We start from the raw sequence: 26,014 nt of genomic DNA on the forward strand, positions 1-26,014 counted from the left end.
ACTTACGGACCGGACCTTGCGGAAACATGTCCACTGCGACCTTCCCGCCACGGTTCCGTCGATATCGTATCTATTTCCTTACAAGCTTTCTTTTGCATCGCAGCAATAGTCTTGTTTCGGTTCGACGTGGTGACATGCGATGCGTCGAACAGGGACGAGCCCGCAAGCGAGAGGCTGATAGCCACCATCAGGAGGCCGCAGACCCGGCGCTGATGCGAGAGGAGCGCGGGCCAGCGGCGCGTCCAGACACCGATCCGGCTGGCGGCGAGCGCGACGGAACTCAAGGTCAGCAGACCGGCGAGCTTGTGCAGGAAACCGAGGACGAACATCTGCGCCCCGACCGGCCCGACGGACGGATCGACGAAATGCGGCAGAACGACGAAGAGGAAGAGGAAGGACTTCGGGTTGGTCAGGCTGCTCAACGCCCCTTCCACGAGCGCCCGCCAGGCCCCGAGCGAGCACGCCGTTCCGGGCTGGCTCTGCGAGAGCGTCGTCGTCATCATTCGGATGCCGAGATACAGGAGATAGAGAGCGCCCAAGACCTGCAGCATCGGCATCGCCGCCGGATGCGTCGTGACGAGCGTTCCAAGACCCAGGACCAGAAGTCCAATCTGCATCGCGCCGGCGATCACCACGATCCCTGCAATGGTGGAAAACGCGATCCTCGGGCCATGAACCATGCCTCTGTTGAGGATCAACAGCATGTCCGGCCCGGGCGAGAGCTGAAGCACCAGCACGCTTAGGAGGAAGTGGAGCATGACCTCCGAGGAGAGAAGGCCGAACGCCTGCGCGACGGTCATGGCCTGACGACGAACGCGGCCGACGCAGGGCAGGTCGGCAAAGTCCGAGCACCGCTCTGGCCGGTGCTTCGCTCCCGGCGCGTTCGACCTTTCGCGACAAGCGCTCTCCCTCCCACGTTCCCCTCCCCCGCCGTGAAATCGCTGGAATGGGAACCGGATCGCAGGGACGTTTATTCCCACGGCGCTCGGGAAACTTTCAGAGGCAGGGAACGCGGCGGTCAGCCTGCGGGCGCCGTTGCGGCGCGGAAGGCCTCAGTGAATTCGCCGAGCTCCTTGGAATTGAGATCGGACGTCGCGAAATAGCCGAGATCGCTCGCGGTCCACCGCTCGATGCCGGACCCCTCGCGCCGATCCCGGCCGGGAGCGCCGACCTCGCTGCGGGGAACGACGGTCACACTGATGACATGTTGCCGCCGGCGGTAGACGAGCGTCGGAACCGGGGCGCCGCCGACGATATCGACCCGCCCGCCGACCAGCGGGAAACCTTGCGCGGCGAGGTCCGGCGCATCCGGCGCGATCGCCGTGCGCCCGTTGAACCAGGGCTTCACCGTATGGCGGTCGGACGACGCGATGTCGAAGGGCTGCGGCGCAGCCAAGCCCCGGAGATGGCTGGCGAAGATCGCGTCCTCGATGGCGTTGCTTCTCGGCGGGGCGGCGACTTGGGAAAGGCCGTAGCCGAGCGGTCCGCCGACGAGAAGCCCCACGACGAGCGCCGCCGCGATGCGCTGCCATGATGGGGTCTCCCGCCGCCGGGGCAGGCTTTGCGTCCTCGCGATCTGCCCGCGAACCCGGGCGGAAAGGTCGGGGGGAACGGGCGTTTCGGCCACGAGGTCGTGGACGGTGCCGGAGAGGTTCGACAAGGCGTCCCGCAATCGGCGAAGCTCGGGATCGGCCTCCAGCCTGCGCTCCATCGCGATCGTTTCGCCCGGCGAAAGCTCGCCGTCGAGATAGGCCGCCAACATGAGATGATCGCTGTCGTCAGGTGTCATCGTCGGCCAGTTCGATCGCTTTGAGAAGATGTTGGCGGGCGCGCGCGAGCCGCGACATGACGGTGCCGATAGGCACGCCGCTGACCTCGGCGATCTCGCGATAGGAAAGATCGTGATAGTCCCTGAGGACCACGACCTCCTTCATGCTCAGCGGGAGACGGTCGATCGCGCGCGTCAGCCACGCGGCCCGGTCCTTCGCGATCAACGCCTCCTCGATCGATGCCACGGGCTCGGCGATCAGGCCTCCGCGCTCCATCAAATCCTTGTCCTGCGGTATCAACTCCTCGACCGAGAGGTTTATTCCCGGCCGGTTCTTGGTGAGCCAGGAATAGCAGGTGTTGCGCACGACCGTCAGGAACCAGGCACGGACATTGTCCTCCAGCAGCCGGTCCATCGCCAGGAAGGCACGCAGCGCGGCCTCCTGCATGACATCCTCGGCATCGGCCTGATTGCCGGTCAGCCATCGGGCCAGCCGGAACCCGTCGCCAAGGCGCGGTAGAACCAGACGATCGAACTTTGCCGCCCTGTCCGCGGTCACGGGATCATCCACGGCGCACCGCTCTGGCCTCGCACACGCCTCCATCTAAGCGGACCGAGCGCCGCAAGACAATGGCCGCCCATGATCCCAGGTTCTTGCTGGGTCAAGCCGAGCGAAGCGAAGCCCGCGTCCGAGGAGCCTTACGAATTTGTAAGCCGGGCGAAGGCGATGCGGCGTTGCATAACGACGCGCCCTGCACCAAACCCCGCCTCACGAACGCGTGAACATTCAGCCGTCCGTTCGCCTCGCCGCCTTTCCCTCGGAGAGCGTCGGGCGAGCGGTCGGCTGGATCAGGAGGTGAATTTGGCGGCCGTCTGCACCAATGGCATCGATACCGGCTTCACCGCGCTCGGCATGGGCAAGGTCGCGATCCTCGGGGTTTTCCAGGGGATCACCGAGCTTCTGCCGATCTCCTCGACCGCGCATATGCGCATCATCCCCGCCCTGCTCGGGTGGCAGGACCCGGGCGCCGCCTTCTCGGCCGCCATGCAGATGGCCGCCTTGGTGGCGGTCGTCACCTATTTCCGGCGGGACGTTCTGGACCTCGTGTTCGGATCGCTCATGGCGTTGCGCGAGCGGCGCTTCGACGCGCCGCCGTTGCGGCTCGGCTTCGGCATTCTCCTCGGCACGCTGCCGATCGTGGTCGGCGGGCTTCTTCTCAAGGATGTCCTGAACGCCTGCGGTTCGTCGCTGCGCGAGCTTTGGGTGATCGGCCTCGCCTGTGTCGTCATGGCCGTGCTTCTGGCCGCGACGGAATGGACCAGCCGACACGCGCGCGACTTCAGCCAGATCACCCTGAAGGACGCCCTTCTTGTCGGCCTCGCGCAGGTCGGCGCGCTGATCCCCGGCGTGTCGCGCTCGGGCTCGACCCTGACCATGGCCTTGTTTCTCGGCCTGAAGCGGGACGACGCGGCGCGCTTCTCCTTTCTTCTCGGCCTGCCCGCCATTCTGGGCGCCGGTCTGAAGGAAGTCGTGGAACTGCACCATGCCGGTCTCGATGCCGAGGGCTGGATGGTGCTCGGTGTCGGGCTCGTCACAGCCTCCCTGTCCGCCTTCGTCGCGATCTGGAGCCTGATGCGCATCATGGAGCGCTTCTCGGCCTGGCCCTTCGTCTACTACCGCCTCGCGCTCGGCCTCTTTCTCCTCGCCAGCGCGGCGACGGGCTTCATGAACTGACACCAAGGCGAAGCGTGGCGCCCCTCGCAAGGAGCGCCACGGCGAACCGTTCTATCGCAGGTGATGGACCTCTTGGAGCCCATAAACCGGGGTCTCCAAGCCTTCCATTCGCGCCTTCAGCTGCAGCGCGAGATAGAGCGAGTAGTGGCGGGACTGGTGCAGGTTTCCGCCGTGGAACCACAAAGCATCCTGCTGGGTCGGCTTCCACATGTTGCGCTGCTCGCCTTCCCAGGGGCCGGGGTCCTTCGGCGTGTCGGAGCCGAGGCCCCAGACCTTGCCGACCTTGTCGGCGACCTCCTGGCTGATGAGATCGGCTGCCCAGCCGTTCATCGAGCCGTAGCCCGTGGCATAGACGATGACGTCCGCCGGGAGCACGGTCCCGTCGTCCAGCTTGACGCCGTTCTCGGTGATCTCGTCGACCTGACCGGCCTTCAGCTTGATGCGCCCGTCGATGATCATCTGGCTGGCGCCGACATCGATATAATAGCCCGAGCCCCGGCGCAGATACTTCATGAACAGGCCCGAGCCGTCGGCGCCCCAGTCGAGCCGGAATCCCGCCTTTTCCAGGTCGCGGTAGAAGTCGGCGTCCACCTCCGCGATCTTCTCGTAAACCGGGATCTGGAACTCGTGCATGATCCGGTAGGGCAAGGAGGCGAAGATCAGATCGGCCTTCTGCGTCGTCACGCCGTTGGCCAGCGCTCGCTCGGAATAGAGATCGCCCAACCCATGTTCCATCAGGGATTCCGAGCGCACGATATGGGTGGTCGAGCGCTGGACCATGGTGACGTCGATGCCGTTTTCCGCCAGCGCGGCGCAGATGTCGTGCGCGGAATTGTTGGAGCCGATGACGACGACGCGCTTGCCTTGGTAGCCGTCCGGCCCTGGATGCTGCGAGGAATGGTGCTGCTCGCCCTTGAAGCGATCCGTTCCGGGAAAGCTCGGCCAGTTCGCCTTGCCGGACATGCCCGTCGCCAGGACGAGCTGCTGGGGCCGAAGCGTCACCTCCTCGCCGCCGCGATCCGCCACGACCTCCCACTCGCCCTTGCTCTCGTCGTAGCGCGCCGCCTTTGCCGTGGTGGAGCCCCAGTAGTTGAGCTCCATGACCTTGGCGTACATTTCCAGCCAATCGCCGATCTTGTCCTTGGGCGCGAAGACCGGCCAGTTCTTCGGGAAGTCGATATAGGGAAGGTGGTCGTACCAGACGGGGTCGTGCAGGCAGAGGGACTTGTAGCGCTTGCGCCACTGGTCGCCCGGCCGCTCGTGCCGGTCGATCACGATCGTCGGAACCCCGAGCTGGCCGAGCCGCGCCGAAAGGGCGATGCCGCCCTGGCCGCCGCCGATCACCAGCACATAGGGCTGGCGGGTGTAGCCCAACTCCTTGGCTTCCGCCTCGCGCTTTTCAAGCCAGGAGCGCCGGTTGGCGGCGGTGCCGTGCTCGGCGCCCTTGGGGCGGCGCTCGTTCATCGGCTCCTCGAAGCCCTTCAGCTCGTGCAGGGTCGTCAGGAAGGTCCAGGCCTTGCCGTCGCGCAGCCGCACCAGCCCGCGCCCGCGCCCGACTTCGGTCTCGAAGCGGAACCAGGCCGTGACCACACCGCCCTCCTCCGTCGGCTCCTCGTCCAGCTCGAAGCCGGATGCCGAGACATGCGGCAGCTGATGCTCCAGCATGTCCCGCACGCCCTCCGGCCCCTCCACGGTGCGAAGGTTCCAGGTGAAGGACACGAGATCGCGCCAGTAGCTTTCCTGCCCGAAAAGGGCGGCGGCGGCGCCCGCGTCCTTCGCCGCCAGGGCGGCCTCGAGCGTGTTCAACCAGGTTTGGGCGGCTTGCCGGGCCGGGCTCGGCGCCTCGCCGGGGGCCGGGTTCGAGGGGACGGGGCGTTCCAGGGTCTCGCTCATGCTGTCAGGTCTCCTCCCAGAGTTCGTCGGACGGCGGGGCGCTGAAGCCGGCGCGCCCGCCGGATGGTCGGCTCTTCCTCGTCAGCCTTCGAGGTCGATCATGATCTTGAGATGGGTGCCGGCGGGATCGAGCAGCGCGTCGAAGCCCTGGCGCACGGCGTCGGCGAGGCGAATGCGCTTGGTCACGACCTTGGCGGCCGGCAGACGGCCGGAGGCGATGAGATCCATGACGCGCGGCCAGGACGTCGTGGGATAGGCCCAGGAGCCGCGAACGTCGATGTCCTTGCAGGTTACGGCGAACCAGTCGAGCTTCGACGGGCCGGGATGAAGGCCGACCTGCACCACGACGCCCTGCCGCCGCACGGCATCCACGCAGTCGCCCAAGGCGCGCTCGTTGCCGACGGCCTCGATCGCCACGTCGGCACCGACCCGCCCGTCCGTTCCCTCGCGCACGCGCTCGCCCACCGGTGTCTTGGTCGGGTCGATCGTGACGAGATCGGGGTCGATGGAGCGCGCGAGTTCGAGCCGCGTCGGGTTGGGGTCCGACAGGAAGACGCGCGTCGCGCCCGCCGCCCGCGCCGCCAGGACGGTGAGAAGACCGATCGGCCCTGCGCCCGTCACGAGGACGCTGGAGCCGGCCCGCACGCCTGCCCGGTCGCAGGCATAGATGGCGACCGCCGTCGGCTCCACCAACGCGGCCTCCTCGGCGCTCATCGCGTCCGGTATCTTGTAGACATTGTAATCGTTGAGGATGGCATAGTCGGCCATGCCGCCCCAAGGCCAGGAAAGGCCGGCCAGCGCCAACTTCTCCGACAGGAAGAACAGGCCGCGATCGGCGTAATACTCGTTCTCGCGCGGCATGATGAGCGGCTGCACGGACACCCGATCGCCCGGCGCGACCTTGGTCACGCCCTCGCCGACATCGGTGACGACCCCGCCGAACTCGTGGCCGAGGATCTGCACGCCCGACACGCCGGTGAAGGCGTGCGGCTCGGTCGGCACGAAGATCGGGCCATAGGCGTATTCGTGAAGGTCCGTGCCGCAGATGCCGACGCGCGTGTTGCGGATACGGACCTGCCCCGGCCCCGGACGGCCGGGTTCTTCGACCGTTTCCAGACGCAGGTCCTTGGCGGCGTGGAAACGCAGTGCTTGCATGGTCATCGATGTTCCTCCCGCTCGGACTGGTGCAAGGACGATGCCAGTTGATGCCGCCCCTTCGGCGCCCGCAGCTCTTCGGATAGAGCCGAGCCCCGGGGCCCGGCGAGGTGCCTCACCTGTGGCGGCGCCGCCGCAGGTGAGGCGCCACACATCATAGCGGCTGCGACAGGCCCCAGCGGCGCATGCGTCGGTGAACGGTCGTGCGATCGCAGCCGAGGCGCCTCGCAGCCTGCGACACGTTCCAACGGCATTCCACCAGGACCGCGCGCAGATCGGCGGCCTCGGGCGAGGCGTCGGCCATCGCGGGCGCCGCGCTGTCCTGCCGTTCCAGCGCCAGGGGGGCGAACGCGTCCGGAAGGTCGTCCAGGCGGATCACGCCATCCTCGGCGAGCGCCGCGAGAAGTTCGACGACGTTCTTGAGTTCGCGCACGTTGCCGGGCCACCGATGGGCCAGAAGCCGCGCGCGGGCCGCCGGCTCGATCCGGAGATCGCCGCTCGTCTCGCCGAGGAGGCGGTCGAGAAGCCAGCCGAGATCGGAGCGCTCGCGCAGCGCCGGCAGATGCAAGGTCGCGCCGGCCAGCCGGTAGAAGAGGTCTTCCCGGAAGGCCCCGCTGGCGACCAGCGCCGCGAGGTCGCGATGCGAGGCTGAGAGAACCCGCAGGCTGAGGGCGACGGGACGGTGCGCGCCGACGGGCACGATCTCGCGCTCCGCCAGAACGCGAAGGAGGCGCGACTGGAGCGCGAGTGGCATGTCGCCGATCTCGTCCAGAAACAGCGTTCCGCCATTGGCCGCTTCGATGAGCCCGCGCCGGCCCTTGGGCCCAGCGCCGGTGAAAGCGCCCGGCGCATGGCCGAAGAGTTCCGCCTCGATCAAGCTCTCGGGCAGCGCCGCGCAATTCAGGGCGACGAAGGGGCGCTCGGTGCTGCAGCAGCGATGGATGGCGCGCGCCAGAACCTCCTTGCCCGTCCCCGTCTCGCCATGGAGGCAGATAGGAATGGCCGTCGGCGCCAGGCGCGCGGCCTTGCCGAGCAGCGCGGCCATGGCGCGGTCTCCCCCCGTCAGGCCGGCAAGGGCCGGGGGAAGCGCGCCCTCGGCCGGGCGCTGGGCGCGCGGCGCCGGGCTCGGCGGGGCGATCGCATGGGCGAAGAGGCTGAGACCGTCCCGCGCGGTGAGCAGCCGGCTTTCGCTCGGCTGAGCCCGCGTCAGCCGTGGCAGGGCATTGAGGTCGAGATCGAAGAAGTCCGAGATCGACCGCCCCAGAAGCGGGGCGGGATCGCGCCAGTCCGCGCCGATCGTGCTCGCCAGAAGCTTCTGCGCGGCATGGGTCAGGCCCGACACGCGGCCCGAGGCGTCCAGCGCGATCGCCCCGTCGGGATCGACATCGAGAAAGTCCGACGAGCGCGAGAACCGCACCACCCACTCCCCGCGCGACTTGGCCATCAGGTTGGCGAGTTCGATGCGCCTCGCGGTCTCGGTCACCAGATGCAAGACCAGACTTTGGCTTCGCTTGGCGTCGGGCGAGCGCAGCGCGGAAATGTCGAGCACGGCGGCAAGCCGACCGTCCGTGTCGTAGATCGGGGCCGCCGAGCAGGTCAGCGGGGTGTGAGTGACGTCAAAATGGTCGTCCTGATGGATGGTGAGGGGCTCGCCGGTGGCGATGCAGGAGCCCACCGCGCAGGTGCCGGCCCGAGGCTCCGACCATTCCGAGCCGAGATAAAGACCGGCGCTGCGCAGGCGGTTGTTCAACGTGGGATCGCCTACGAAGTCGACGGTGACGCCCGCTTCGTCCGACAGGAGAAGCACGTATCCATGCCCGGCCATCTGGCGATAGAGGGCCTCGAGCCCCGAGCGCGCGGTGCGGATCAGCCCTTCCGAGCGCTGCCGGTGCTCGCGCAGCCGCGTGTCGGGCAGGATATAGGCTTCCACCGCCCGCGCGGGATCGAGCCGATAGGTCTCCACGCAGCGCAGCCACGACCGGTGCACCGCCGGATCGCGATCGGACCGGGCCCCGAGAGCCACGGTCTCGATCTCGCGGATGTGCCGATGTGGAGCTGCCAGTGACATGACGACCTTTTCCGACGTCCAGCACCGCCCTCGATCGTCGGTCGGCCGTCCCGTTTCCATCCCGAGCAAAGTCTTACACTTGGCCGATCCTATGTCCATCGAAGCGGCTCGCAGCATTCCCCTGGAAACTTATCTCCTCCATCGTCTGCTTTCGCAGTAACCGCCTGCCATCCAGCCTATCCATTGCTGCGATGCGATAGGAATTTGCGCTGCGATGCTTCGACCGCGCGGAGCGATGCCGCAGCAGGCAACCGCTTCAGTCCGCATACCGTTCAGGCATTCTCGGGCATGTGGATCACGAACTTCGTCTCCGTGGAGCCGGTCGGGCCCTCCAGGCGACCGAGCAGCTGAGCCAGGATTTCCACCGCGATCCCGGCTTCGAGTTCGGGCTGCTGGTCGATCACGGCGGCGATCGCCCGCTCGCGCAGGAGGGCGCGCCGATCCTCCGTCAGTTCGTGGGTGACGAAGGCGGTGTCGGCCGTGCGACCGAGTTTGCGCAGCGCATCCACCACGGGCCGGGCGCCCGCCGACATATGATAGACGCCCCGGATCGCAGCGTCCGCCGCCAGGGCTTCCAGCACGATATGGCCTGCGCGCTCGCCATCCTCGCCGCTTTCCGCGAGGGGCGCGATAGCGAGCACGGGATGGCGCTCCGCCAAGATCTGCCGGAAGCCCTCCTCGCGGGCGCGCTGGCCGGCGATGTCCCTGCGGCCGGCGATGAGCAGCACCCGCCCCCCTCGCGAGCCGAGAAACAGGCCCATGAGATCGCCCGCGACGCGGCCGGCGCGGCGATCGTCCGGCCCGACATAGGCGGCCCGCCCGCTTGCCGGCAGATCGGTCGCCAGCGTGACGACCGGCCGGCTCGCGGCGACCGCCCCGACCGCCGCCGCGACGCGCGGCTCGTCCGGCAGCGTGAGGATGAGCCCATCGGCTTCCGCTCCCTGCCGGGCGAGAAGCGCGACGATCGCCTTGGGGTCGTTCGGGTCGATATGGTGGACGAGGAACTGGATGTTGAGGTCGGCATGGAGGCGCGCCGCCGTCTCGATCCCCTCTCGCAGCGCGGCATGAAACGGATTGCGCGGCGCCTGGATCAGCACCGCGACCCGCAGCATCCTGTGCGGTCGGAAGGACAGCGCGCGGTCGAGCCCCAGCCGGCGCGCGGCGGCCAGAACCCGCGCCTCCTTGACGGCGTCGACCCCGCCGCGTCGGTTGAGGACGCGATCGACCGTCGCCGGCGAGACCCCCGCCGCCCGCGCCACGTCCGTCATCGTCGTCTTGCGCGCCATGATGCATCCCTCCCCTTGATGGAATCCCATCAAATCCGCGCTGACGGAAGGGGCTTGCACCGGCTTATGCAAGGAGGCCTGGAGGAGGCATCCGCATGACGATCACCATCACGACCGCGCCCTGCTGCTGGGGCGTCGACGATGTTGCCAATCCCAACCTGCCGCCCTGGGCGCAGGTGTTGGACGAGGCCGCCGCCGCCGGCTATGGCGGGCTGGAGCTCGGTCCCTACGGCTATGTGCCGCTGGACCAGATGCGCGTCTCCGAAGCGTTGCGCAGCCGAAACCTCTTCATCGTCGCCGGCACGATCTTCGACGATCTCGTCTCGCCCGGAAACCGCGACAACCTTCTTCGGCAGACCGACGAGATCTGCGCGCTGATCACCCGCCTGCCGCCCCCACCCCAGGCGCCGGGCCAGCGCTTTGCCGCGCCCTACCTCACCGTGATGGACTGGGGGCACGACGAGCGCGACTATGCCGCCGGCCATTCGGACCGGGCGCCGCGCCTTTCGGACGAGGCCTGGGCCGGCATGGTCGCCAACATTCGGGCGATCGCCGACCTCGCGCGCGAGCGCCACGGCGTGCGCGCTGTGATCCATCCCCATGCCGGCGGCTTTATCGAATTCGAAGACGAAATCGCGCGCATCGCCGTGGACATTCCCAAGGACGTGGCCGGCTTCTGCCTCGACACCGGTCACCTCTATTACGCCGGCATGGACCCGGCGCAGACATTGGAGCGCTACGCCGACCGGCTCGACTATCTCCACTTCAAGGATATCGACCGCGCGGTGTTCGACCGCGTCATGGGTCAGCGCATCCGCTTCTTCGAGGCCTGTGCGGAGGGCGTCATGTGCCCGATCGGTCGCGGGGCGATCGACTATCCCGCCATTCGATCGGTTCTCACGCGCCTCGGCTATGCCGGCTTCATCACGGTGGAGCAGGAGCGCGACCCGCGCCATGCCGGCGGCAGTCTCGCCGACGTGAAGGCGAGCCGGGACTATCTGACGAGCGTCGGTTTTTGAGGAGGGACGAGCGATGATCAACGGCGAACGCAGGACGGCGGCCCCGATCCGCTGGGCGATGGTGGGCGGCGGGCGGGGCAGCCAGATCGGCTATATCCACCGATCGGCCGCGCTGCGCGATCGGACCTTCGACCTCGTGGCCGGCGCCTTCGATCTCGATCCCGAGCGCGGGCGAAGCTTCGGGGTCGAGCTCGGACTCGAGCCACAGCGCTGCTATCCCGACTACGCCGCGATGTTCGCCGCCGAAGCCCTGCTGCCGGACGGTATCCAGGCCGTCTCGATCGCGACGCCGAACAACACCCACTATCCCATCGCCAAGGCCGCGCTGGAGCATGGGCTCCATGTCGTCTGCGAGAAGCCGCTCTGCTTCACGCTCGCCGAGGCCGAGGAATTGGAACGGCTCTCGATTGCCAGGCGCAAGATCGTCGGCGTGACCTATGGCTATGCCGGGCACCAGCTCGTCGAGCAGGCGCGAGCCATGGTCGCCGCGGGCGAGCTTGGCGAGATCCGGATCGTCAATCTCCAGTTCGCCCACGGCTTCCACTCCGACGCCGTGGAAGAAACCAACCCGGCCACCCGCTGGCGGGTGACGCCGGCCTTCGCCGGGCCGAGCTATGTGCTCGGCGACGTCGGCACGCATCCGCTCTACATTTCAGAGGTGATCCTGCCGCATCTGAAGGTGAAGCGGCTTCTCTGCGCCCGGCAAAGCTTCGTCCGGAGCCGCGCGCCGCTGGAGGACAACGCGGTGACGCTGATGGAATACGACAACGGCGCCTTCGGAACGGTCTGGTCCAGCGCGGTGAACGCCGGCTCCATGCACGGGCAGAAGGTCCGCATCGTCGGCTCGCGGGCCAGCATCGAGTGGTGGGACGAGCGCCCGAACCAGCTCTCCTTCGAGGTTCAGGGCGAACCGGCGCGGATCATCGAGCGCGGCATGCCCTATCTCCATCCGGCTGCCCTCGCGGACGACCGCATCGGCGCCGGCCATCCCGAAGGTCTCTTCGAAGCCTGGGCCAACCTCTATGCCCGCTTCGCCATCGCGATGGAAGCGACCGACCAAGGGGACGCCGATCGCCTCGCGGGCCTGCGCTATCCCGACATTCGGGCCGGGGTGGAAGGCGTGCGCTGGGTGGAAGCTTGCGTGCGCTCGGCGGACCGGGGCGGCGTTTGGGTCGATTACGCCTGAGCCGCAAACGAAAAACGCCCCTGCCGGGGGAGGACCGGCAAGGGCGTCATGGGGAAGCCGAAGGTTGGGAGGAACCGTTCGGCTCTCACGTCGCGACCGGGGGAGGACCGGCCGGGACGGATGGGGAATGGGTTAGAGCATTTCCAGGCAAAGCGGATACGCTTTGCCGTCGGACAATGCGGCAAAAATCAGAAACCTAGCGCACCGACTGGCGGGCGAGAGCCGGGATCTCGGAGCGCGAGATGCCGAGGTCGGAGAGTTCGCGCTGCGACAGGCGGTTCAGCTCCGTGGCCGTGTTGCGATACTGGCGCCAAGCGTTGAAAGAGCGAGCGATGTTCATGGGAGTTTCCTTTCGGGTCCGGCCTCTCGTCGGTGGTGGCCGGCGTGGTCGTTTTCTTTCGATGACCAGAACCTACGCCTCGACAACGCCCAGCAGCAGCGCAAAGACCGAAGGGGAGCCCTGCGTCCCTTTGCTATCGGCCGCTCACAGTGGCGATATGCGCTAAATGCATAGCTTAACGGTTGAGTAAGATGGAGGCGTACTCGGATGTTTTTGCAGGAGCGGGCTGTCGCCTTCATGCCCGTTGAGCGTCATCCAGGGATTGGAGGGATAGCTGTCCTTGTTCGCCTTGCTCAATAAGAACGTCGCCGCCGTCACCTTGAACTGCGGATTCTCTTTGAGGATGAGACGGACTTTGTTGGGGTCGAGCACGGCCTGGACTTTCCCGTTGCGATACCTGCGACGGCGAGCTAGCGGCATGGACGGACCAGCTGCAAGTTCGGGGTTTTGGCTGTTCGTCTCAATGTAGAATACCGGCTCTTATCAATTCGACCGCTCGAGTAGAGAAGAGCCGGTAAGATATAGGGGGGAGTATGGCTTATCCGGTTTCCATCGATATCCGGTTTCGAACCCGGCATGACACGGGCGCGCGAACGGTCCCGGACGCAGCGGTGCCATCGGGCAGGCTGACGATAACGGGTTCGGGAAGGACGGCGTCGATCCGCGAGGTCACGCGTCCATGAGCCAGCACTTGCCGTCGGTTCGGATCAGTAGCGCCGACCTCGGCCCGGAGGGGGCCTTCCATCGGTGGCGAGCCGTTCTCCCGCAATATGATATTCGCCTTCCGGCCGGGCGCGATATGCAGGACTTCGAGATGGACGCAGCCGCCTGGCTGCTCGATCCGCTCGTCGTCATGGCCGGCAAGACCGGCTCTGCCTGGGTGGACCGTCCCCCGAACGCAACCAAGGGTGACGAGACGAATCTCGTCTTCGTGGTTTTTGCCGAAGGGCGGTGGGCGGGGAACGCCGACGGCAAGCTGTTCGACTTCGGCGACGGCGAGTTGATCGGCCTGGACACGGCCCGACCGTCGGTCGGCCTTTCGACCGATAGCCGGTGGGTGATGATCAACGTCCCAAGGCAGGCCTTGGCCAAGCTGGTTCCCTCGATCCCGGATTTGCATGGTCATGTCTTCCGGTCTGTCAGCGCACAATTTCTCATGGACCACATGATTTCGCTTGCCCGTCACCTGCCGATGCTGCCGGTGGAGGAAGCCGAACGGATCACTCGCGCCTCGCTTTGCCTGATCGCCGCCGCGCTCGACGAACTCCTGCTGTGCCAGGACACGAACCGAGCCTTCGCGCCCTCCGCCATTCGAACCAGAGTGGAGCGGCATATCCGGCAGAATCTATCCGCTTCCCAACTCACGCCGGAATCGATCTCCGTCGATCTCGAGATCGCCCGCTCGACGCTCTATCGCGCCTTCCAGCCTCTTGGAGGCGTTTCCAGGTTCATCATGGAGCTGCGGCTGGAGGCGGCCCGCGCCATTCTCTTCCACCCGGAAGATCACCGATCCATCGGCGAGATCGCAAACCTCCTCGGCTTCGACAGCACGGCGCATTTCTCGAAAGCCTTCAATCGCCGCTTCGGCTGTTCTCCGCGCGTTGCGAGATCGACAGGGACGACCCGCTTCCCGCTGAGTGGCCGAATGCTCTTCGACTTCTGGAAAAACGTCTTGAGCAAACCGGACCAACCCGAAAGCGAAGGGGGATAGTCGTATCCTGCCAGGACAGGGAACGAGACGAGCGCGCGATGGCTTGAGAGGCGAGCGCAACAGACAGACCCGCCTCGCTCCGTATGCCGAATAGGCGGACCCGATGTGAGGGGCTTTGGCCTTGGAACGGCTCGTTCAGCCTTCCATCCCCTCCGAAGTAAAAACACGGAAGCTTTGCGGTCCGGCTGCCTATTCGCGGCAGAGCTCGTCGAAGCGCAGGTCGGCCCGCCCATGCGTCAGATCGTTTACCAGGCGCGACATCGCATCGATCTTGTCGCGGGGGATGGCGAGCGACCACTGGGCGCCCGTGTCGGTGAAGCACGTGCTTTGTATCTCCACGCCGGCCTGGGCGCCGATCCGAGCTTGCAGAAGCGCGAGATCGCAGAACTGGCAGGTCAAGGTCGCCGGTATCGTTTCAAGAAGCGGCACCTTCTCGGCATTATGGAGGCAAAGCGCGGCGGTGCCGCCATAGGCGCGGATGAGACCGCCGGTGCCAAGACGAACGCCTCCGAACCACCGCGTCACCATCACGACGACGCGATCCAGCCCTTGCCCATCGATCGCCTGCAGGATGGGCTTGCCGGCCGTTCCGCTCGGCTCGCCATCGTCCGTGAACCGGTAGCTCTGTCCGAACCGCCAAGCCCAGCAATTGTGATGGGCTGTGGGATCGGCGTGCAACGCTAGGAACGCCTGCGCCGCCTCGACGCTCGAGACGGTGTCGGCAATGGCGAGAAACCGGCTCTTCTTGATGTCTTGCCGGGCTCGCGACTCTGACACGGGCGTGTGGAGGATGCTCATGTCGCTGTGTACCAAATGCCGCTCCATCTGGGATAGCAGATCGAGGCACGAAGCCGGCATGTGACGCCGGCTGACGGAGAGCCATCAAGAACCCGCGATGTCGTCCCCGCTTCCGCCAGCTTCAGCTTTCTTGTTTCATCCCGCGCTCAAGTGGATGGTCTGCCAAATGAAAGCAGAACTGGATAGGTATTCCCGCTTCGGATGGACCGAGGAACCGTCAGGACGCAGCCCTTCCACGCCCTTCAGCTGGAAAGGCGTCGTGTTGGGACTGACGCGTGGAGACCGCGCGGACCTGCATCACGTCGCTGGATCGTAGCGCCACGGGCCCCGCCCTCGCGGAGGAGCCCTGCCGCTTTATCGCTTCCTCAACGATCCAACCTTAGGCTGAAGCCTGCCTTGCTGGATCGCCCGCCGCCATGTCCGACGCCCTCGCCCCGACGCCCGAAAGCCCGTCCGAAACGTCGCTGGCATTGGCCCGCCGGGTCTTGTCGACCATCCCGCCGTTCCTGATTCCGCCCGACCCCGCCGGGGTCGACCTTGGCCACTCGCTTTTAGGACCCAAGGCGTCGGTCAAGTCACCGACACCAAGCGAGCTCCCGCTGGCCCCTTTGAGCCCCTCGGACGCGGCGCGTTTCGAGATTCTCCTGGGCCAGGACGAGCTCCTTGCGCCCCTGCACCAACTCGGTGTCGAGGGGGACAGCCTGTTCGGCTGCGCCCGCCTTCGCCCCCATCAGCTCCTCACCCTGCTTCACGACGACCTGACGCGCCTCTTCCGGCGAGCCGACCTTTCGCCCGCTTCGCCGGGCTGGGTGCGCGAGCGCCATCATGGCGTGGAATGGCGCTCGGACCTCACCGAAATGCCGGCCGGGGACGACTGGCGCTTCGATCGCGACGCGATGCGCCAGCGCGGCCTGTTTCGGCGCGAGGCGGATCGGATGCGGGACCTCGGCCGCCGTTTTCGCGCACGCCTCGCCGGCGGCGGCTTGATCCTGGTGCTTGCAGGCGCCGAGCCCGTCGAACCGGCGCTTCTCGCCATGATCCAGGCGGAACTGACGCGGCTTGGCGGGGGCGCGCCCTTCTGGCTGCTCCTGCTGGGCGAGACGGACCAAGGGGCGGATTTCGCCCGCCTCGACACCCTGTCGGAGCGGGTCCTCGCCCCCTACCTCCCCCGCTCGGGGTCGAAGGGCGAGGCGCTTTCGGCCCTTTTGCGCCAAGCGCTGGAAGCCGCGCCCTTCGCCGAATGGGAAGCAGTGCAAGGCGCCGTCGATGCGCATCTGAGGCCCGGGCCTCGCGCGCTGCCCTTTCCCGCCAAGACGGAGGTCGGCAGCACGGGCGGCGAGCATGATTTCGGCTGGGGCGAGGCCGTGCTTCTCCATGGCCACGACTGGTCCCGCCAGGTGGAAAGCCAGTTCCTGCTTCATGCCTCCGAGCCCTCGAAGCCGGAGACCGCGCTGGAATGGCGAAACGTTCGCCTGCTTGGAGCCACGCGGCTTCGGGTCGAAGCGGAGATCCCCATCGCGACGGTGGCGCCCCTGCGCCTCGAACTGACGGCCTTCCAGGGCGAAGCCGAGATCGCCAGCACCGCGTGCGAGATGTCGGACGCGGCGCGCGCCGGTGCGCTGTCGCTCGCCTTCCCCGCCCGGGCGCGGGACGGGCTGCGGGTTCGCCTTCGCGCCACCACGCTCAACGAGCTGCAGACGGGCGAGCGTTCCGTGGTCGCCCTGCGCGCGGTTCAACTGGAACCCGCCGAACCCGACGCCGAACCGCCGGAAGCGGCGGAGGCCGCCTTCGTTCCGGTGGCCGCGCCCCTACCGGGAGACGAAAGCCTGTTCTCGCGCGAGGTCCTTGCGCCGCGCGAGACCTGGGCCAAGACCCTGCCGCGCTTCCTCCTGAACCTTTCGGGAGAGGAGCCCGACGTCTCGCGCATCTACAAGGTGGAGCGGCTGACGCAGGGCCGCGCGGTGGACCGTTTCGAGAATGCCGGGATCGTCGGCTTCAACGGGATCGTCCGCTCGGGCCGCTTCTTCGACCGGTACACCGTGCATGGCGAAGACGATCTTCTGCGCATGGCCCGCGCGCACGGGACCTACGAGAACGCCGCCACCGGCCTGCAGCTGCACGAAGGCGGGGCGGTTCTGGCGCGCGAGGCGCTGGAGCGGGCGGAGCATCTCGAAGGGTCGATCTTTGTCGGCACGCCGGACGAGCCGGACAATTGGGGCATGTGGCTGCTTCTCGGCCTGCCCGGCATGCATCACTTCGCGAGCCATCGGGACCGGTACGACCGTTTCCTGTGCGAGCGCCAGCATCCCTGGCAGCGCAGCCTTCTCCAGACCTTCGGCCTCGCCGACGAGGACATCGTCGAGCAGCGGCGCGGCGCGACCTATTGGTGCGAGAGCGTCAGCCTCGTGCGCATGGTCGGGCGCGACCTGATCCTCGCTCCGCACGAGCGCGACATCTTTCGCGATCTGGCGGAGCGGTTGGCCCATGACAGCGCGGCGCCCGCACCGGAGCGCGTCTTCCTGTCCCGCCTCAGCCGAACCCGCAAGGGCGGCGCCTATCGCGGCCTCCTGAACGAGGAGGAGCTGATCGACGCGCTGGTGCCGCTCGGCTTCACCGTGGTGGAGCCGGAACATCTTTCCTTCGCCGAGCAGGTAGCGCTGTTCGCCAAGGCGCGGGTGGTGGTGGGCCTCGGCGGCGCGGCCATGTTCAACACCGTGTTCTGTCGGCCCGAGACCCAGGTCGTGACGATCGAGAGCACGGGCGTCTTTCTCGACGCGCACACCAATCTCTTCAGCTCGCTCGGCCTCGCCTACGGCGTCGTGATCGGCGAGGAGGACCGGACCGACCCGCGCCCGAGCCAACGCCGCTGGCGTTTGGACGTGGCCGGCACCGTGGCGGCGCTGCGCGAAATGCTGGCCTGAGGCCACGCAGGGCCGGACGTCGGACTGAAAAGCAAAGGGCGGCGCGAGCCGCCCTTTCGCCGTTCGGGCGTCGCAGCGGAGCGCGCGAGGTCAAGGCCGTAGCACCAGCTCCATGCGATCGGCGGGGAAGCGCGCCCGGATCACCTGCACCGGGCGGTTGTCGAGATCGACATCCACCGCCATGCTGACCAGCACGATCGAGTCGGGCGAGGTCGCCAGATGGTCGGCGTCGAGCGGGTGGACGCGCTCGGCCGTGATGCGCGTTTCGCGCCGACGATAGTCCGACACGCCTTCCAGCTTCAGCGCCTCCGTCACCGAGCCGGTCTCGGCATAGGCTCGCACGATGCCGGGAAAGCGCTCCACGCTGAAATGCGAGGTCGCGATCGACAGCGGAACGCCATTGGCGACGCTGAGCGTTTCCAGCCGATGCAGCGGCGCGCCCGCAGCGCAGCCGAGAAGGGCTGCGAGCGCGGCGTCGGCGCGCGTGGCGTCGGCCCGGATCAGGCGCCCGCCCGGCGTGCGCCCCTGCGCCGTGACGTTCTCGGAAAAGCGCGTGCGCGGGCCGATGGGATAGGCGAGCCGGCGCGCTGGCGCGTTGACGAACGTGCCCCGGCCGCGCTCGGCTCGCAGCAGCCCTTCGCTAGCGAGCGACTGGATCGCGCGCCGAACCGTGTGCCGGTTCACGCCGAAACTGTCGGCCAGCTCGGTTTCCGGCGGCAGCTTGTCCGCGAAGGCGCCGTCCATGATCGCGGAGCGGATCTTGTCGGCCACCCGCCGCCAGCGCGTCACGCCCTCGTCCGTCTCGTTCACGCCCGCTCCCGCCAAAAGATTCGCGCCCAAAGATTCGCGCCTGTCATCCTGATGTCACCGATGGACGGATAAAGAAGGATCGTCCAGACTAGATGTCTAAACAAATAGACCAATGAGCGGACCGACCCATGCTCCAGCCCTCCTCCGACCCGGACATCTCGTTTCAGGAACGCCGTCGCCGCGCCATCAGCGCCTTCGCGCTGGCCGATGGTGGCATGCTGCGCGTGCTGCACGGCCAGGTCTGCGAGGACGCCCCGCCGGCACGGCCGGTGCGCGGACCCGAGATCGGTCTCGTTATGCTGCGCGGCCGGGCGGGCGGAGGCGGAGCGCCGTTCAATCTGGGCGAGGCCAGCGTCTGCCGCGCCACGGTGCGGCTGGGCACCGGCGAGGTCGGCCACGCCATGATCCTGGGGCGCGATAGCGACAAGGCGCGGCTCGCCGCCCATTGCGACGCGCTCTGGCAGCACCCGGAGTGGCAGGAGCGGATCGAGCGCGAGATCGTCGCCCCGCTCCTCCAGGCCGACACTGACGCGGAGAGCGATCGCGCCGCCGAGACCGAGGCGACGCGGGTGGATTTCTTCACGCTGGTTCGCGGCGAGGATCAGGCATGACACAGACTTCCCTTTCCGCCCTCGCCGTCTCGGGCGGATTCCAGGACCCGGTTCTCGGTTCACAAGACGCCTTTCGCGCCGTGATGGACGCCTTCGCCGCGCCCGGCACGATCGCCCGTCTCGCCGCCCCGGTGGAAGCGCCGGCCCCGCTCGCGCCGGCCGCCGCCGTGTTCCTGCTGACGCTCGCCGATGCCGACGCGTCGATCTTTCTGGAGGGCGCGGAGGCCGGCGCGGCCGCCGCCTGGCTCGGCTTCCACACCGGCGCCAGCCTCGTCGCGGCGCCGGGCGAAGCCGCCTTCGCGCTGCTCACCCTCGGTTCGGACCCCGCCGGCTGGGGCCGCTTCGGTATCGGCACCGACGCCTATCCCGACCGCGCCGCGACCCTGATCCTGCCGGTGGAAAGCCTGGAAGGCGGCGCGTCGCTCCTTCTCTCCGGCCCCGGCATCGAGACGGTCCGCCCCATCGCCCCGCAAGGCCTGCCGGCGGGGTTCCTCGCGGCCCGCGCCGGCAATCGCGCGCTGTTTCCGCGCGGGCACGATCTCGTTCTCGTGGCGGGCGAGGGGCTGATCGCCCTGCCACGTTCCACACGCATCGCGGAGGCTTGAAATGTACGTCGCCGTCAAGGGCGGGGAAGCCGCCATCCGCAACGCCCACAAGCTGCTCGCCGACCGTCGGCGCGGCGAGCGGGACGTGCCTGCACTCGGCCTCGACCAGATCACCGGACAGCTTTCGCTGGCGGTGGACCGGGTCATGGCCGAGGGCTCGCTCTACGATCCCGAGCTTGCCGCCATCGCCATCCGGCAGGCGCGGGGCGACCTGATCGAGGCGATCTTCCTGCTTCGCGCCTATCGCACCACGCTGCCGCGCTTTCGCGCCGCCGAGCCGGTGGACACGGGCGCCATGCAGTTGGAGCGCCGCGTTTCGGCAACCTACAAGGACCTGCCCGGCGGCCAGTTGCTGGGGCCGACCTTCGACTACACGCACCGGCTGCTCGACCCCGCCATGGCCGGCGACGAGCCGGTTCCCCAGCCGGAGCGCCGCGCCCGCGAAGACGAGGCGAAGGCGCCGCGCGTCACCGATCTTCTGCGCGGCGAAGGCCTGATCGAGCCGGACGGCGACGGGCCGGCGGAAGGCTGGGGCGAGCCCGGCGACATCACGCGCGATCCGCTGGACTTTCCCGCCGGGCGCGACCTCCGGCTCCAGGCCCTGGCGCGCGGCGACGAGGGCTTTCTCCTGGCCCTCGGCTATTCCACCCAGCGCGGCTACGGGCGCAACCACCCGTTCGTCGGCGAGATCCGCATCGGGCTGGTGGAAATCGAGGTGGACCTGCCCGAACTTGGCTTCCCCGTCGTGATCGGCCGCACGCGGCTGACCGAATGCCAGATGATCGCGCAATTCTCCGCGCCCAAGGGGGGCGAGGCCCGCTTCACGCGCGGCTACGGCCTCGTCTTCGGCCAGAGCGAGCGCAAGGCCATGGCCATGAGCCTCGTCGACCGCGCCTTGCGGGCGGACGAGTTCGACGAGGAGCGTCTGGCGCCGGCGCAGGACGAGGAGTTCGTCCTGTCCCATTGCGACAACGTCGCCTCGACCGGCTTCGTGGAACATCTGAAACTGCCCCATTACGTCGACTTCCAGGCCGAGCTCCACCTCCTGCGCCGGCTGAACGCCGAGCGCGCGGCGGCTCCGGCTGAAGCGGACGAGAGCGGGGCCGAGCCGGCGGAGGCCGCGCAATGACCCTCACCCTTCCCGCCATCAACTTCGCCTATCTCGACGAGGCGACGAAGCGGATGATCCGCCGCGCCATTCTCAAGGGCATCGCCGTTCCCGGCTATCAGGTGCCCTTCGCCAGCCGCGAAATGCCCATGCCCTACGGCTGGGGCACGGGGGGCGTGCAGGTCACGGCGGCGATCATCGGGCCGCGGGACGTGCTCAAAGTCATCGACCAGGGCGCCGACGACACGACCAACGCCGTTTCCATCCGCGCCTTCTTCGAGAGCGTCGCCAAGGTCGAGACCACGACCCGCACGGGCGCGGCGACCATCATCCAGACCCGGCACCGCATTCCCGAGGCGCCGCTGAAGGCCGGGCAGATCCTCGTCTATCAGGTGCCGATCCCCGAGCCGCTGCGCTTTCTGGAGCCGCGCGAAAGCGAGACCCGCACCCTCCATGCGTTGGAGGAATACGGGCTCATGCATGTGAAGCTCTACGAGGACATCGCCCGCCACGGCGAGATCGCGACGACCTATGCCTACCCGGTCAAGGTCGAGGGGCGCTACGTCATGGACCCCTCGCCCATCCCGAAGTTCGACAATCCCAAGATGCACCGCTCGCCGGCCTTGCAACTCTTCGGCGCCGGCCGCGAAAAGCGCATCTACGCCCTGCCGCCCTTCACCGACGTGCAGAGCCTCGATTTCGACGACCACCCCTTCGCGATCCAGGAGTTCCACACCCCTTGCGCGCTCTGCGCGGCGACCGGCGTCTATCTCGACGAGGTCGTGACCGACGACCGGGGCGGGCGCATGTTCGTCTGCTCCGACACCGACCATTGCGAAACACGCCGGAGCGAGGGCCATGTCGGCGCGCTTCTGGGAAAGGTCCCCGCATGAGCGCGAGCGCCACCCCGCTTCTCTCCGTCGAGGGTCTGGAAAAGCGCTACGGCGCGCGGATCGGCTGCACCGACATCTCGCTCGATCTCTGGCCGGGCGAAGTCCTGGCCATCGTCGGCGAGTCCGGCTCCGGCAAGACGACGCTTCTTTCCTGCCTCTCGGCCCGGCTGGAGCCGAGCGCGGGCACCGTGCGCTACGCCATGCGCGACGGCGAGATGCGCGATCTCGCAACGCTCACCGAGGCCGAGCGGCGCTTTCTCATGCGGACCGACTGGGGCTTCGTCCACCAGAACCCGGCCGAGGGCCTGCGCATGCGCGTGTCGGCCGGCGCCAATGTCGGCGAGCGGCTGATGGCAGTGGGCGGGCGTCATTACGGCGCGCTTCGCGAGGCGGCGTCGGACTGGCTCGGCCGCGTCGAGATCGACCCACGCCGCATCGACGACCGGCCGGTGGAGTTTTCCGGCGGCATGCGCCAGCGGCTGCAGATCGCGCGCAATCTCGTCACCCATCCCCGCCTCGTCTTCATGGACGAGCCGACCGGCGGGCTCGACGTCTCGGTGCAGGCGCGGGTGCTCGATCTCCTGCGCACGCTGGTGGCCGATCTCGGCCTGTCGGTGATCCTCGTCACGCACGATCTCGCCGTGGCGCGGCTCCTGTCGCAGCGGATGATCGTAATGAAGGCGGGCCGCATCGTGGAGCAGGGACTGACGGACCGCGTGCTGGACGATCCGCACCATCCCTACACCCAGCTTCTCGTCGCCTCGATCCCGGAGTCCTGACCATGTCGGAGCTTTCCAACAAGGCCGCCCCGCTCCTGTCGGTCAGCGGCGTCGCCAAGTCCTTCACCATGCACTTGCGCGGCGGCATTCAGCTGCCGGTGGTGGAGAACGTCGCCTTCGATCTTCGCCCCGGCGAATGCGTGGTGCTCGGTGGCCCGTCCGGCGTCGGCAAGTCCTCGATCCTGCGGATGATCTACGGCAACTACGCCGTCGATCGCGGCGCGATCCTGGTGCGGGACGCCGGCGACGGGCAGATGCGCGATCTCGGCGCGGGCGATCCGCGCACCGTCCTGGCGCTGCGCGAGCGCTCCATCGGCTATGTCAGCCAGTTCCTGCGCGCCGTGCCCCGCGCTTCGGCGCTGGACGTGGTGGCCGATCCGCTGGTGCGGCTCGGCGTGGCGCGGGAGACGGCGCGAGAGCGCGCGAGCGCCATGCTGACGCGCCTGAACCTTCCGCAAGCCCTGTTCGACCTGCCGCCTGCCACCTTCTCGGGCGGCGAGAAGCAGCGCGTCAACATCGCGCGCGGCTTCCTCACCGACCAGCCGATCCTCCTTCTCGACGAGCCGACCGCTTCGTTGGACAGCGCCAATCGCGATGTCGTGGTGGCCATGATCGGCGAGAAGCTCACCGCCGGCACGGCCATTCTCGGCATCTTCCACGACGAGCCGGTGCGCGCGGCGGTTGCCACCCGCATTCTCGACGTTTCCGCCTTTTCCGCGCGGAGGGCCGCATGAGCACCAAGCTGAACGAGCACGTCCCGCTCATCCATCCCAGCGCCGAAGTGTCGGACACCACGTTCGGCCGCTTCACCGAGGTGGAGGCGCGGTCCTATGTCTGCGAAACCGAACTCGGCGACTATTCCTATGTCATGCAGGACTGCCGGATCTGGCGCGCCCGGATCGGCAAGTTCGCCAACATCGCCGCCGCCGTGCGCATCAACGCCACGAACCATCCGGTTCACCGCGCGACGCTGCACCATTTCACCTACCGGGCCGGCGACTATTTCGAAGGCGCCGACGACGAGGCCGAGTTTTTCGAAGAGCGCCGCTCGAAGGTGGTCACGATCGGCCACGACACCTGGATCGGCCACGGCGTCACGGTCCTGCCGGGCGTCACGATCGGCAACGGCGCGGTGGTCGGCTCCGGCGCGGTGGTGAGCCGCGACGTCGCGCCCTACACGATCGTCGGCGGCGTGCCGGCGCGCCTCATCCGCGAACGCTTCTCTCAAAAGACCGGCGAGCGCATGGACGCGCTCGCCTGGTGGGACTGGTCGCACGACCGGCTCTTCGAGGCGCTGGCCGACTTCCGCCGGCTGGGCGCCGAGGCCTTTCTCGATGCCTACGAGCGCCACGCTTACGCGACTGTCATCCAAGCTTAACGAAACCGTCACCGCCAGCCCAACTCGGCATGTCAGGCTGCCCCCGCAGCAGAGAGGCACGAACGCCATGACCGCGATCACCGTGACCCGACTTTCCAAGCGCTTCGGCACCACGCAGGCCCTCAGTGAGGTCGACCTCTCCGTCGCCCCCGGCGAGATGGTGGCGCTGATCGGCGCCTCCGGCTCCGGCAAGTCCACCCTCATCCGCCACATCGCCGGGCTGGAAACCGGCGAAGGCGAAGGCAGCCGCATCGCCATCTTCGGCACGCCCGTCCAGGCAGGCGGGCGGATGCTGAAGGGCGCGGACGCCGTGCGGGGCGAGGTGTCGGTGATCTTCCAGCAGTTCAACCTCGTGCATCGCCTGTCGGTGCTCACCAACGTGTTGATCGGCACGCTCGGCCGCATTCCGCGCTGGCGCGGCACGTTCGGCCTGTTCCGGCGGGGCGACAAGGCGGCAGCGCTGGAAGCGCTGGCGCGCGTCGGCATCGGCCATGCCGGAACGCAGCGCGCCTCCACCCTGTCGGGCGGCCAGCAGCAGCGCGCCGCGATCGCCCGAACGCTGGTGCAGCGCGCCCGCATCCTGATCGCCGACGAGCCGATCGCCTCGCTCGACCCGGCCTCGGCCCGGCGCGTGATGGACGTGCTCGCCGCGATCAACCGCGACGACGGGATCACCGTTCTCGTGTCGCTGCATCAGGTGGACTACGCCCGCCGCTACTTCGCCCGCACGGTCGCCATGCGCGACGGGCGCGTCGTGTTCGACGGGCCGTCCTCGGCCCTCACCAACGAATTCCTGTCCGAGCTCTACGGCTCGGCCTCGGAAGAGCTGCTCCTGCCGGATGCGCCGGCCGCAGCCCCCAGCCGCCGGCCGGAGCCAGCACGCCACCCCTCGCTCGGAGCCCTCGAGGCCGTCTGAGTTCCCAACGACCATCGGAGACTGCAATGAACGCTTTCCTCAAGGGCATGGCGGCGGTTTGGCTCGCCTCCACCTTCGCCGGCACCGCGCTCGCCGAGACGGTGAATTTCGGCATCATCTCCACCGAGTCGCAGCAGAACCTGCGCACCAAGTGGGAGCCGTTCCTGGCCGACATGGCCAAGGAAACGGGCCTCGACATCAAGCCCTTCTTCGCGACCGACTATGCCGGCGTGATCGAGGGCATGCGCTTCGGCAAGGTGCAGCTCGCCTGGTACGGCAACAAGTCCGCGATGGAAGCGGTGGACCGCGCCAAGGGCGAGGTCTTCGCCCAGACCGTGCATGCCGACGGCACGCCGGGCTATTATTCGCTGATCCTGGCGCCCGCGTCCTCGAAGCTCAACTCGCTCGATGACCTCCTGAAGTGCGACAAGTCGGTGAATTTCGGCCTGGGCGATCCGAACTCGACTTCGGGCTACCTCGTGCCGATGACCTTCATCTTCTCGGCGCGCAACATCGACCCCAAGACCTGCTTCAAGAACGTCACAAACGCCAATCACGAGACCAACGCGATGGGCGTGGCCAACGGCCAGCTGGACGCGGCGGCCAACAACACCGAGAACCTGGCGCTTCTGGAGAAGAACCAGCCGGGCGCCTACGGCAAGATCAAGATCATCTGGAAGTCGCCGCTGATCGCGGCCGATCCGCTGGTCTGGTCCAAGGATCTGTCCGACGAGACCAAGGCCAAGCTGCGGACCTTCGTTCTCGACTACGGCACGGAGCGCTCGAAGGGTGATCGGCAGGCCGAGCTGAAGATCCTGAACGACCTGACCTGGACCGTCTTCCGCCCGTCCAACGACGACCAGCTTCTGCCCGTTCGCGTCATGGAACTGACCAAGACCATCGCGCAGACCAAGGGCGACGCTTCCCTTTCCGACGCCGCCAAGGCCGAGAAGATCAAGCCGCTGGAAGAGAAGAAGGCCGCCATCGAGGCCCGTATGGCCCAGCTTCCGCAGGGCTGATCGCCAAAAACTTCG

25 protein-coding genes are annotated in these 26,014 nt (G+C 67.8%); 14 read left to right on the forward strand and 11 right to left on the reverse strand.

The features are described from left to right. Positions 1–2: 2 nt before the first annotated feature. The 3 genes from AUL32_RS19970 to AUL32_RS19980 all read right to left on the reverse strand — a co-directional run bounded on the left by AUL32_RS19970 (position 3) and on the right by AUL32_RS19980 (position 2,327). The gene (locus AUL32_RS19970) at positions 3–800 is read right to left on the reverse strand and encodes a LysE family translocator (RefSeq protein WP_062118995.1); all 798 of its coding nucleotides are present in this window, start codon (positions 798–800) and stop codon (positions 3–5) included. A gap of 218 nt (positions 801–1,018) precedes the next feature. Continuing rightward, on the reverse strand, positions 1,019–1,789 hold the full coding sequence (locus AUL32_RS19975) for an anti-sigma factor family protein (RefSeq protein ID WP_062118998.1): 771 nt from the start codon (positions 1,787–1,789) through the stop codon (positions 1,019–1,021). Beyond that, a complete protein-coding gene (locus AUL32_RS19980) occupies positions 1,779–2,327 on the reverse strand; it encodes a sigma-70 family RNA polymerase sigma factor (RefSeq protein ID WP_062119477.1) in 549 nt (182 codons plus the stop codon). The genes AUL32_RS19975 and AUL32_RS19980 overlap by 11 nt, the downstream gene beginning before the upstream one ends. A 303-nt stretch (positions 2,328–2,630) precedes the next feature. On the opposite strand from AUL32_RS19980, the gene uppP reads away from it, so the two are divergent. After that, positions 2,631–3,503 (forward strand): undecaprenyl-diphosphatase UppP, encoded by an 873-nt coding sequence (gene uppP, locus AUL32_RS19985; RefSeq protein ID WP_062119480.1) that lies wholly within the window; start codon positions 2,631–2,633, stop codon positions 3,501–3,503. Positions 3,504–3,554: 51 nt separating this feature from the next. Here uppP and AUL32_RS19990 read toward each other — a convergent pair whose 3' ends face one another. The 4 genes from AUL32_RS19990 to AUL32_RS20005 form a co-directional block, all read right to left on the reverse strand. Beyond that, positions 3,555–5,396 (reverse strand): NAD(P)/FAD-dependent oxidoreductase, encoded by a 1,842-nt coding sequence (locus AUL32_RS19990; RefSeq protein ID WP_062119001.1) that lies wholly within the window; start codon positions 5,394–5,396, stop codon positions 3,555–3,557. Positions 5,397–5,477: 81 nt separating this feature from the next. Continuing rightward, positions 5,478–6,551, reverse strand: a complete 1,074-nt coding sequence (locus AUL32_RS19995) for a 2,3-butanediol dehydrogenase (protein ID WP_062119483.1) — start codon at positions 6,549–6,551, stop codon at positions 5,478–5,480. 154 nt (positions 6,552–6,705) lie between these two features. Then, a complete protein-coding gene (locus AUL32_RS20000; RefSeq protein WP_062119004.1) occupies positions 6,706–8,619 on the reverse strand; it encodes a sigma-54-dependent Fis family transcriptional regulator in 1,914 nt (637 codons plus the stop codon). 272 nt (positions 8,620–8,891) lie between these two features. Beyond that, positions 8,892–9,905, reverse strand: a complete 1,014-nt coding sequence (locus tag AUL32_RS20005; RefSeq protein WP_244497996.1) for a LacI family DNA-binding transcriptional regulator — start codon at positions 9,903–9,905, stop codon at positions 8,892–8,894. 95 nt (positions 9,906–10,000) lie between these two features. Here AUL32_RS20005 and AUL32_RS20010 point away from each other — a divergent pair, with 95 nt between their 5' ends. After that, entirely contained in the window at positions 10,001–10,924 is a 924-nt protein-coding gene (locus AUL32_RS20010) for a TIM barrel protein (RefSeq protein ID WP_062119007.1), read from the forward strand. 13 nt (positions 10,925–10,937) lie between these two features. Continuing rightward, positions 10,938–12,110: a Gfo/Idh/MocA family protein gene (locus tag AUL32_RS20015; protein ID WP_062119010.1), complete on the forward strand. Its 1,173-nt coding sequence runs from the start codon at positions 10,938–10,940 to the stop codon at positions 12,108–12,110. A 196-nt stretch (positions 12,111–12,306) separates the two neighbouring features. Here the strand turns inward: AUL32_RS20015 and AUL32_RS24695 are convergent, their stop codons facing one another. Together AUL32_RS24695 and AUL32_RS25335 are read right to left on the reverse strand one after the other, a co-directional pair. Beyond that, positions 12,307–12,450, reverse strand: a complete 144-nt coding sequence (locus AUL32_RS24695) for a DUF1127 domain-containing protein (protein ID WP_082639818.1) — start codon at positions 12,448–12,450, stop codon at positions 12,307–12,309. A 162-nt stretch (positions 12,451–12,612) separates the two neighbouring features. After that, positions 12,613–12,822 (reverse strand): hypothetical protein, encoded by a 210-nt coding sequence (locus AUL32_RS25335; protein WP_156421553.1) that lies wholly within the window; start codon positions 12,820–12,822, stop codon positions 12,613–12,615. Positions 12,823–13,303: 481 nt separating this feature from the next. Here AUL32_RS25335 and AUL32_RS20020 point away from each other — a divergent pair, with 481 nt between their 5' ends. Beyond that, entirely contained in the window at positions 13,304–14,161 is an 858-nt protein-coding gene (locus tag AUL32_RS20020; protein WP_192847493.1) for a helix-turn-helix domain-containing protein, read from the forward strand. A gap of 189 nt (positions 14,162–14,350) precedes the next feature. Here AUL32_RS20020 and AUL32_RS20025 read toward each other — a convergent pair whose 3' ends face one another. Beyond that, complete coding sequence (locus AUL32_RS20025) at positions 14,351–14,959, reverse strand: IMPACT family protein (RefSeq protein ID WP_062119016.1); 609 nt, start codon at positions 14,957–14,959, stop codon at positions 14,351–14,353. Between the two features lie 416 nt (positions 14,960–15,375). On the opposite strand from AUL32_RS20025, the gene AUL32_RS20030 reads away from it, so the two are divergent. After that, complete coding sequence (locus AUL32_RS20030; RefSeq protein ID WP_082659887.1) at positions 15,376–17,880, forward strand: glycosyltransferase family 61 protein; 2,505 nt, start codon at positions 15,376–15,378, stop codon at positions 17,878–17,880. 90 nt (positions 17,881–17,970) lie between these two features. Here AUL32_RS20030 and phnF read toward each other — a convergent pair whose 3' ends face one another. After that, positions 17,971–18,690, reverse strand: a complete 720-nt coding sequence (gene phnF / locus AUL32_RS20035; protein WP_062119489.1) for a phosphonate metabolism transcriptional regulator PhnF — start codon at positions 18,688–18,690, stop codon at positions 17,971–17,973. Positions 18,691–18,905: 215 nt separating this feature from the next. Here phnF and phnG point away from each other — a divergent pair, with 215 nt between their 5' ends. The 9 genes from phnG (at position 18,906) to phnD (ending at position 25,999) form a co-directional block, all read left to right on the forward strand. After that, positions 18,906–19,301 carry a phosphonate C-P lyase system protein PhnG gene (gene phnG / locus AUL32_RS20040; RefSeq protein ID WP_244498000.1) on the forward strand — a complete coding sequence of 132 codons (396 nt, stop codon included), beginning with the start codon at positions 18,906–18,908 and terminating at the stop codon, positions 19,299–19,301. Continuing rightward, positions 19,298–19,906: a phosphonate C-P lyase system protein PhnH gene (gene phnH / locus AUL32_RS20045; RefSeq protein WP_062119025.1), complete on the forward strand. Its 609-nt coding sequence runs from the start codon at positions 19,298–19,300 to the stop codon at positions 19,904–19,906. Before phnG ends, phnH begins: the two co-directional genes overlap by 4 nt. A gap of 1 nt (position 19,907) precedes the next feature. After that, entirely contained in the window at positions 19,908–21,035 is a 1,128-nt protein-coding gene (locus AUL32_RS20050; protein ID WP_062119028.1) for a carbon-phosphorus lyase complex subunit PhnI, read from the forward strand. Next, the gene (locus AUL32_RS20055) at positions 21,032–21,907 is read left to right on the forward strand and encodes an alpha-D-ribose 1-methylphosphonate 5-phosphate C-P-lyase PhnJ (RefSeq protein WP_062119031.1); all 876 of its coding nucleotides are present in this window, start codon (positions 21,032–21,034) and stop codon (positions 21,905–21,907) included. Before AUL32_RS20050 ends, AUL32_RS20055 begins: the two co-directional genes overlap by 4 nt. Next, positions 21,904–22,686, forward strand: a complete 783-nt coding sequence (phnK, locus tag AUL32_RS20060) for a phosphonate C-P lyase system protein PhnK (protein WP_061977977.1) — start codon at positions 21,904–21,906, stop codon at positions 22,684–22,686. Before AUL32_RS20055 ends, phnK begins: the two co-directional genes overlap by 4 nt. A 2-nt stretch (positions 22,687–22,688) precedes the next feature. Next, entirely contained in the window at positions 22,689–23,420 is a 732-nt protein-coding gene (gene phnL, locus AUL32_RS20065; RefSeq protein WP_062119033.1) for a phosphonate C-P lyase system protein PhnL, read from the forward strand. Beyond that, positions 23,417–24,064, forward strand: a complete 648-nt coding sequence (locus AUL32_RS20070) for a DapH/DapD/GlmU-related protein (RefSeq protein WP_062119036.1) — start codon at positions 23,417–23,419, stop codon at positions 24,062–24,064. Before phnL ends, AUL32_RS20070 begins: the two co-directional genes overlap by 4 nt. Before the next feature lie 67 nt (positions 24,065–24,131). Continuing rightward, positions 24,132–24,980: a phosphonate ABC transporter ATP-binding protein gene (gene phnC / locus AUL32_RS20075; RefSeq protein ID WP_061977974.1), complete on the forward strand. Its 849-nt coding sequence runs from the start codon at positions 24,132–24,134 to the stop codon at positions 24,978–24,980. A gap of 26 nt (positions 24,981–25,006) precedes the next feature. Beyond that, positions 25,007–25,999 carry a phosphonate ABC transporter substrate-binding protein gene (gene phnD, locus AUL32_RS20080; RefSeq protein ID WP_062119039.1) on the forward strand — a complete coding sequence of 331 codons (993 nt, stop codon included), beginning with the start codon at positions 25,007–25,009 and terminating at the stop codon, positions 25,997–25,999. Positions 26,000–26,014 lie beyond the last annotated feature (15 nt).

Origin of the sequence: Aureimonas sp. AU40, from assembly GCF_001463785.1 — a bacterium.
Taxonomy (GTDB): domain Bacteria; phylum Pseudomonadota; class Alphaproteobacteria; order Rhizobiales; family Rhizobiaceae; genus Aureimonas.

Excerpts from the sequence above, each read along its gene's own strand:
- AUL32_RS19970 (WP_062118995.1), bottom strand. The coding sequence starts at position 800 with ATGACCGTCGCGCAGGCGTTCGGCCTTCTCTCCTCGGAGGTCATGCTC.
- AUL32_RS19975 (WP_062118998.1), bottom strand. The coding sequence starts at position 1,789 with ATGACACCTGACGACAGCGATCATCTCATGTTGGCGGCCTATCTCGAC.
- AUL32_RS19990 (WP_062119001.1), bottom strand. The coding sequence starts at position 5,396 with ATGAGCGAGACCCTGGAACGCCCCGTCCCCTCGAACCCGGCCCCCGGC.
- AUL32_RS19995 (WP_062119483.1), bottom strand. The coding sequence starts at position 6,551 with ATGCAAGCACTGCGTTTCCACGCCGCCAAGGACCTGCGTCTGGAAACG.
- AUL32_RS20000 (WP_062119004.1), bottom strand. The coding sequence starts at position 8,619 with ATGTCACTGGCAGCTCCACATCGGCACATCCGCGAGATCGAGACCGTG.
- AUL32_RS20005 (WP_244497996.1), bottom strand. The coding sequence starts at position 9,905 with ATGGCGCGCAAGACGACGATGACGGACGTGGCGCGGGCGGCGGGGGTC.
- AUL32_RS20010 (WP_062119007.1), top strand. The coding sequence starts at position 10,001 with ATGACGATCACCATCACGACCGCGCCCTGCTGCTGGGGCGTCGACGAT.
- AUL32_RS20015 (WP_062119010.1), top strand. The coding sequence starts at position 10,938 with ATGATCAACGGCGAACGCAGGACGGCGGCCCCGATCCGCTGGGCGATG.
- AUL32_RS24695 (WP_082639818.1), bottom strand. The coding sequence starts at position 12,450 with ATGAACATCGCTCGCTCTTTCAACGCTTGGCGCCAGTATCGCAACACG.
- AUL32_RS20020 (WP_192847493.1), top strand. The coding sequence starts at position 13,304 with ATGGCCGGCAAGACCGGCTCTGCCTGGGTGGACCGTCCCCCGAACGCA.
- AUL32_RS20025 (WP_062119016.1), bottom strand. The coding sequence starts at position 14,959 with ATGAGCATCCTCCACACGCCCGTGTCAGAGTCGCGAGCCCGGCAAGAC.
- AUL32_RS20030 (WP_082659887.1), top strand. The coding sequence starts at position 15,376 with ATGTCCGACGCCCTCGCCCCGACGCCCGAAAGCCCGTCCGAAACGTCG.
- phnG (WP_244498000.1), top strand. The coding sequence starts at position 18,906 with ATGCTGCGCGTGCTGCACGGCCAGGTCTGCGAGGACGCCCCGCCGGCA.
- phnH (WP_062119025.1), top strand. The coding sequence starts at position 19,298 with ATGACACAGACTTCCCTTTCCGCCCTCGCCGTCTCGGGCGGATTCCAG.
- AUL32_RS20050 (WP_062119028.1), top strand. The coding sequence starts at position 19,908 with ATGTACGTCGCCGTCAAGGGCGGGGAAGCCGCCATCCGCAACGCCCAC.
- AUL32_RS20055 (WP_062119031.1), top strand. The coding sequence starts at position 21,032 with ATGACCCTCACCCTTCCCGCCATCAACTTCGCCTATCTCGACGAGGCG.
- phnK (WP_061977977.1), top strand. The coding sequence starts at position 21,904 with ATGAGCGCGAGCGCCACCCCGCTTCTCTCCGTCGAGGGTCTGGAAAAG.
- phnL (WP_062119033.1), top strand. The coding sequence starts at position 22,689 with ATGTCGGAGCTTTCCAACAAGGCCGCCCCGCTCCTGTCGGTCAGCGGC.
- AUL32_RS20070 (WP_062119036.1), top strand. The coding sequence starts at position 23,417 with ATGAGCACCAAGCTGAACGAGCACGTCCCGCTCATCCATCCCAGCGCC.
- phnC (WP_061977974.1), top strand. The coding sequence starts at position 24,132 with ATGACCGCGATCACCGTGACCCGACTTTCCAAGCGCTTCGGCACCACG.
- phnD (WP_062119039.1), top strand. The coding sequence starts at position 25,007 with ATGAACGCTTTCCTCAAGGGCATGGCGGCGGTTTGGCTCGCCTCCACC.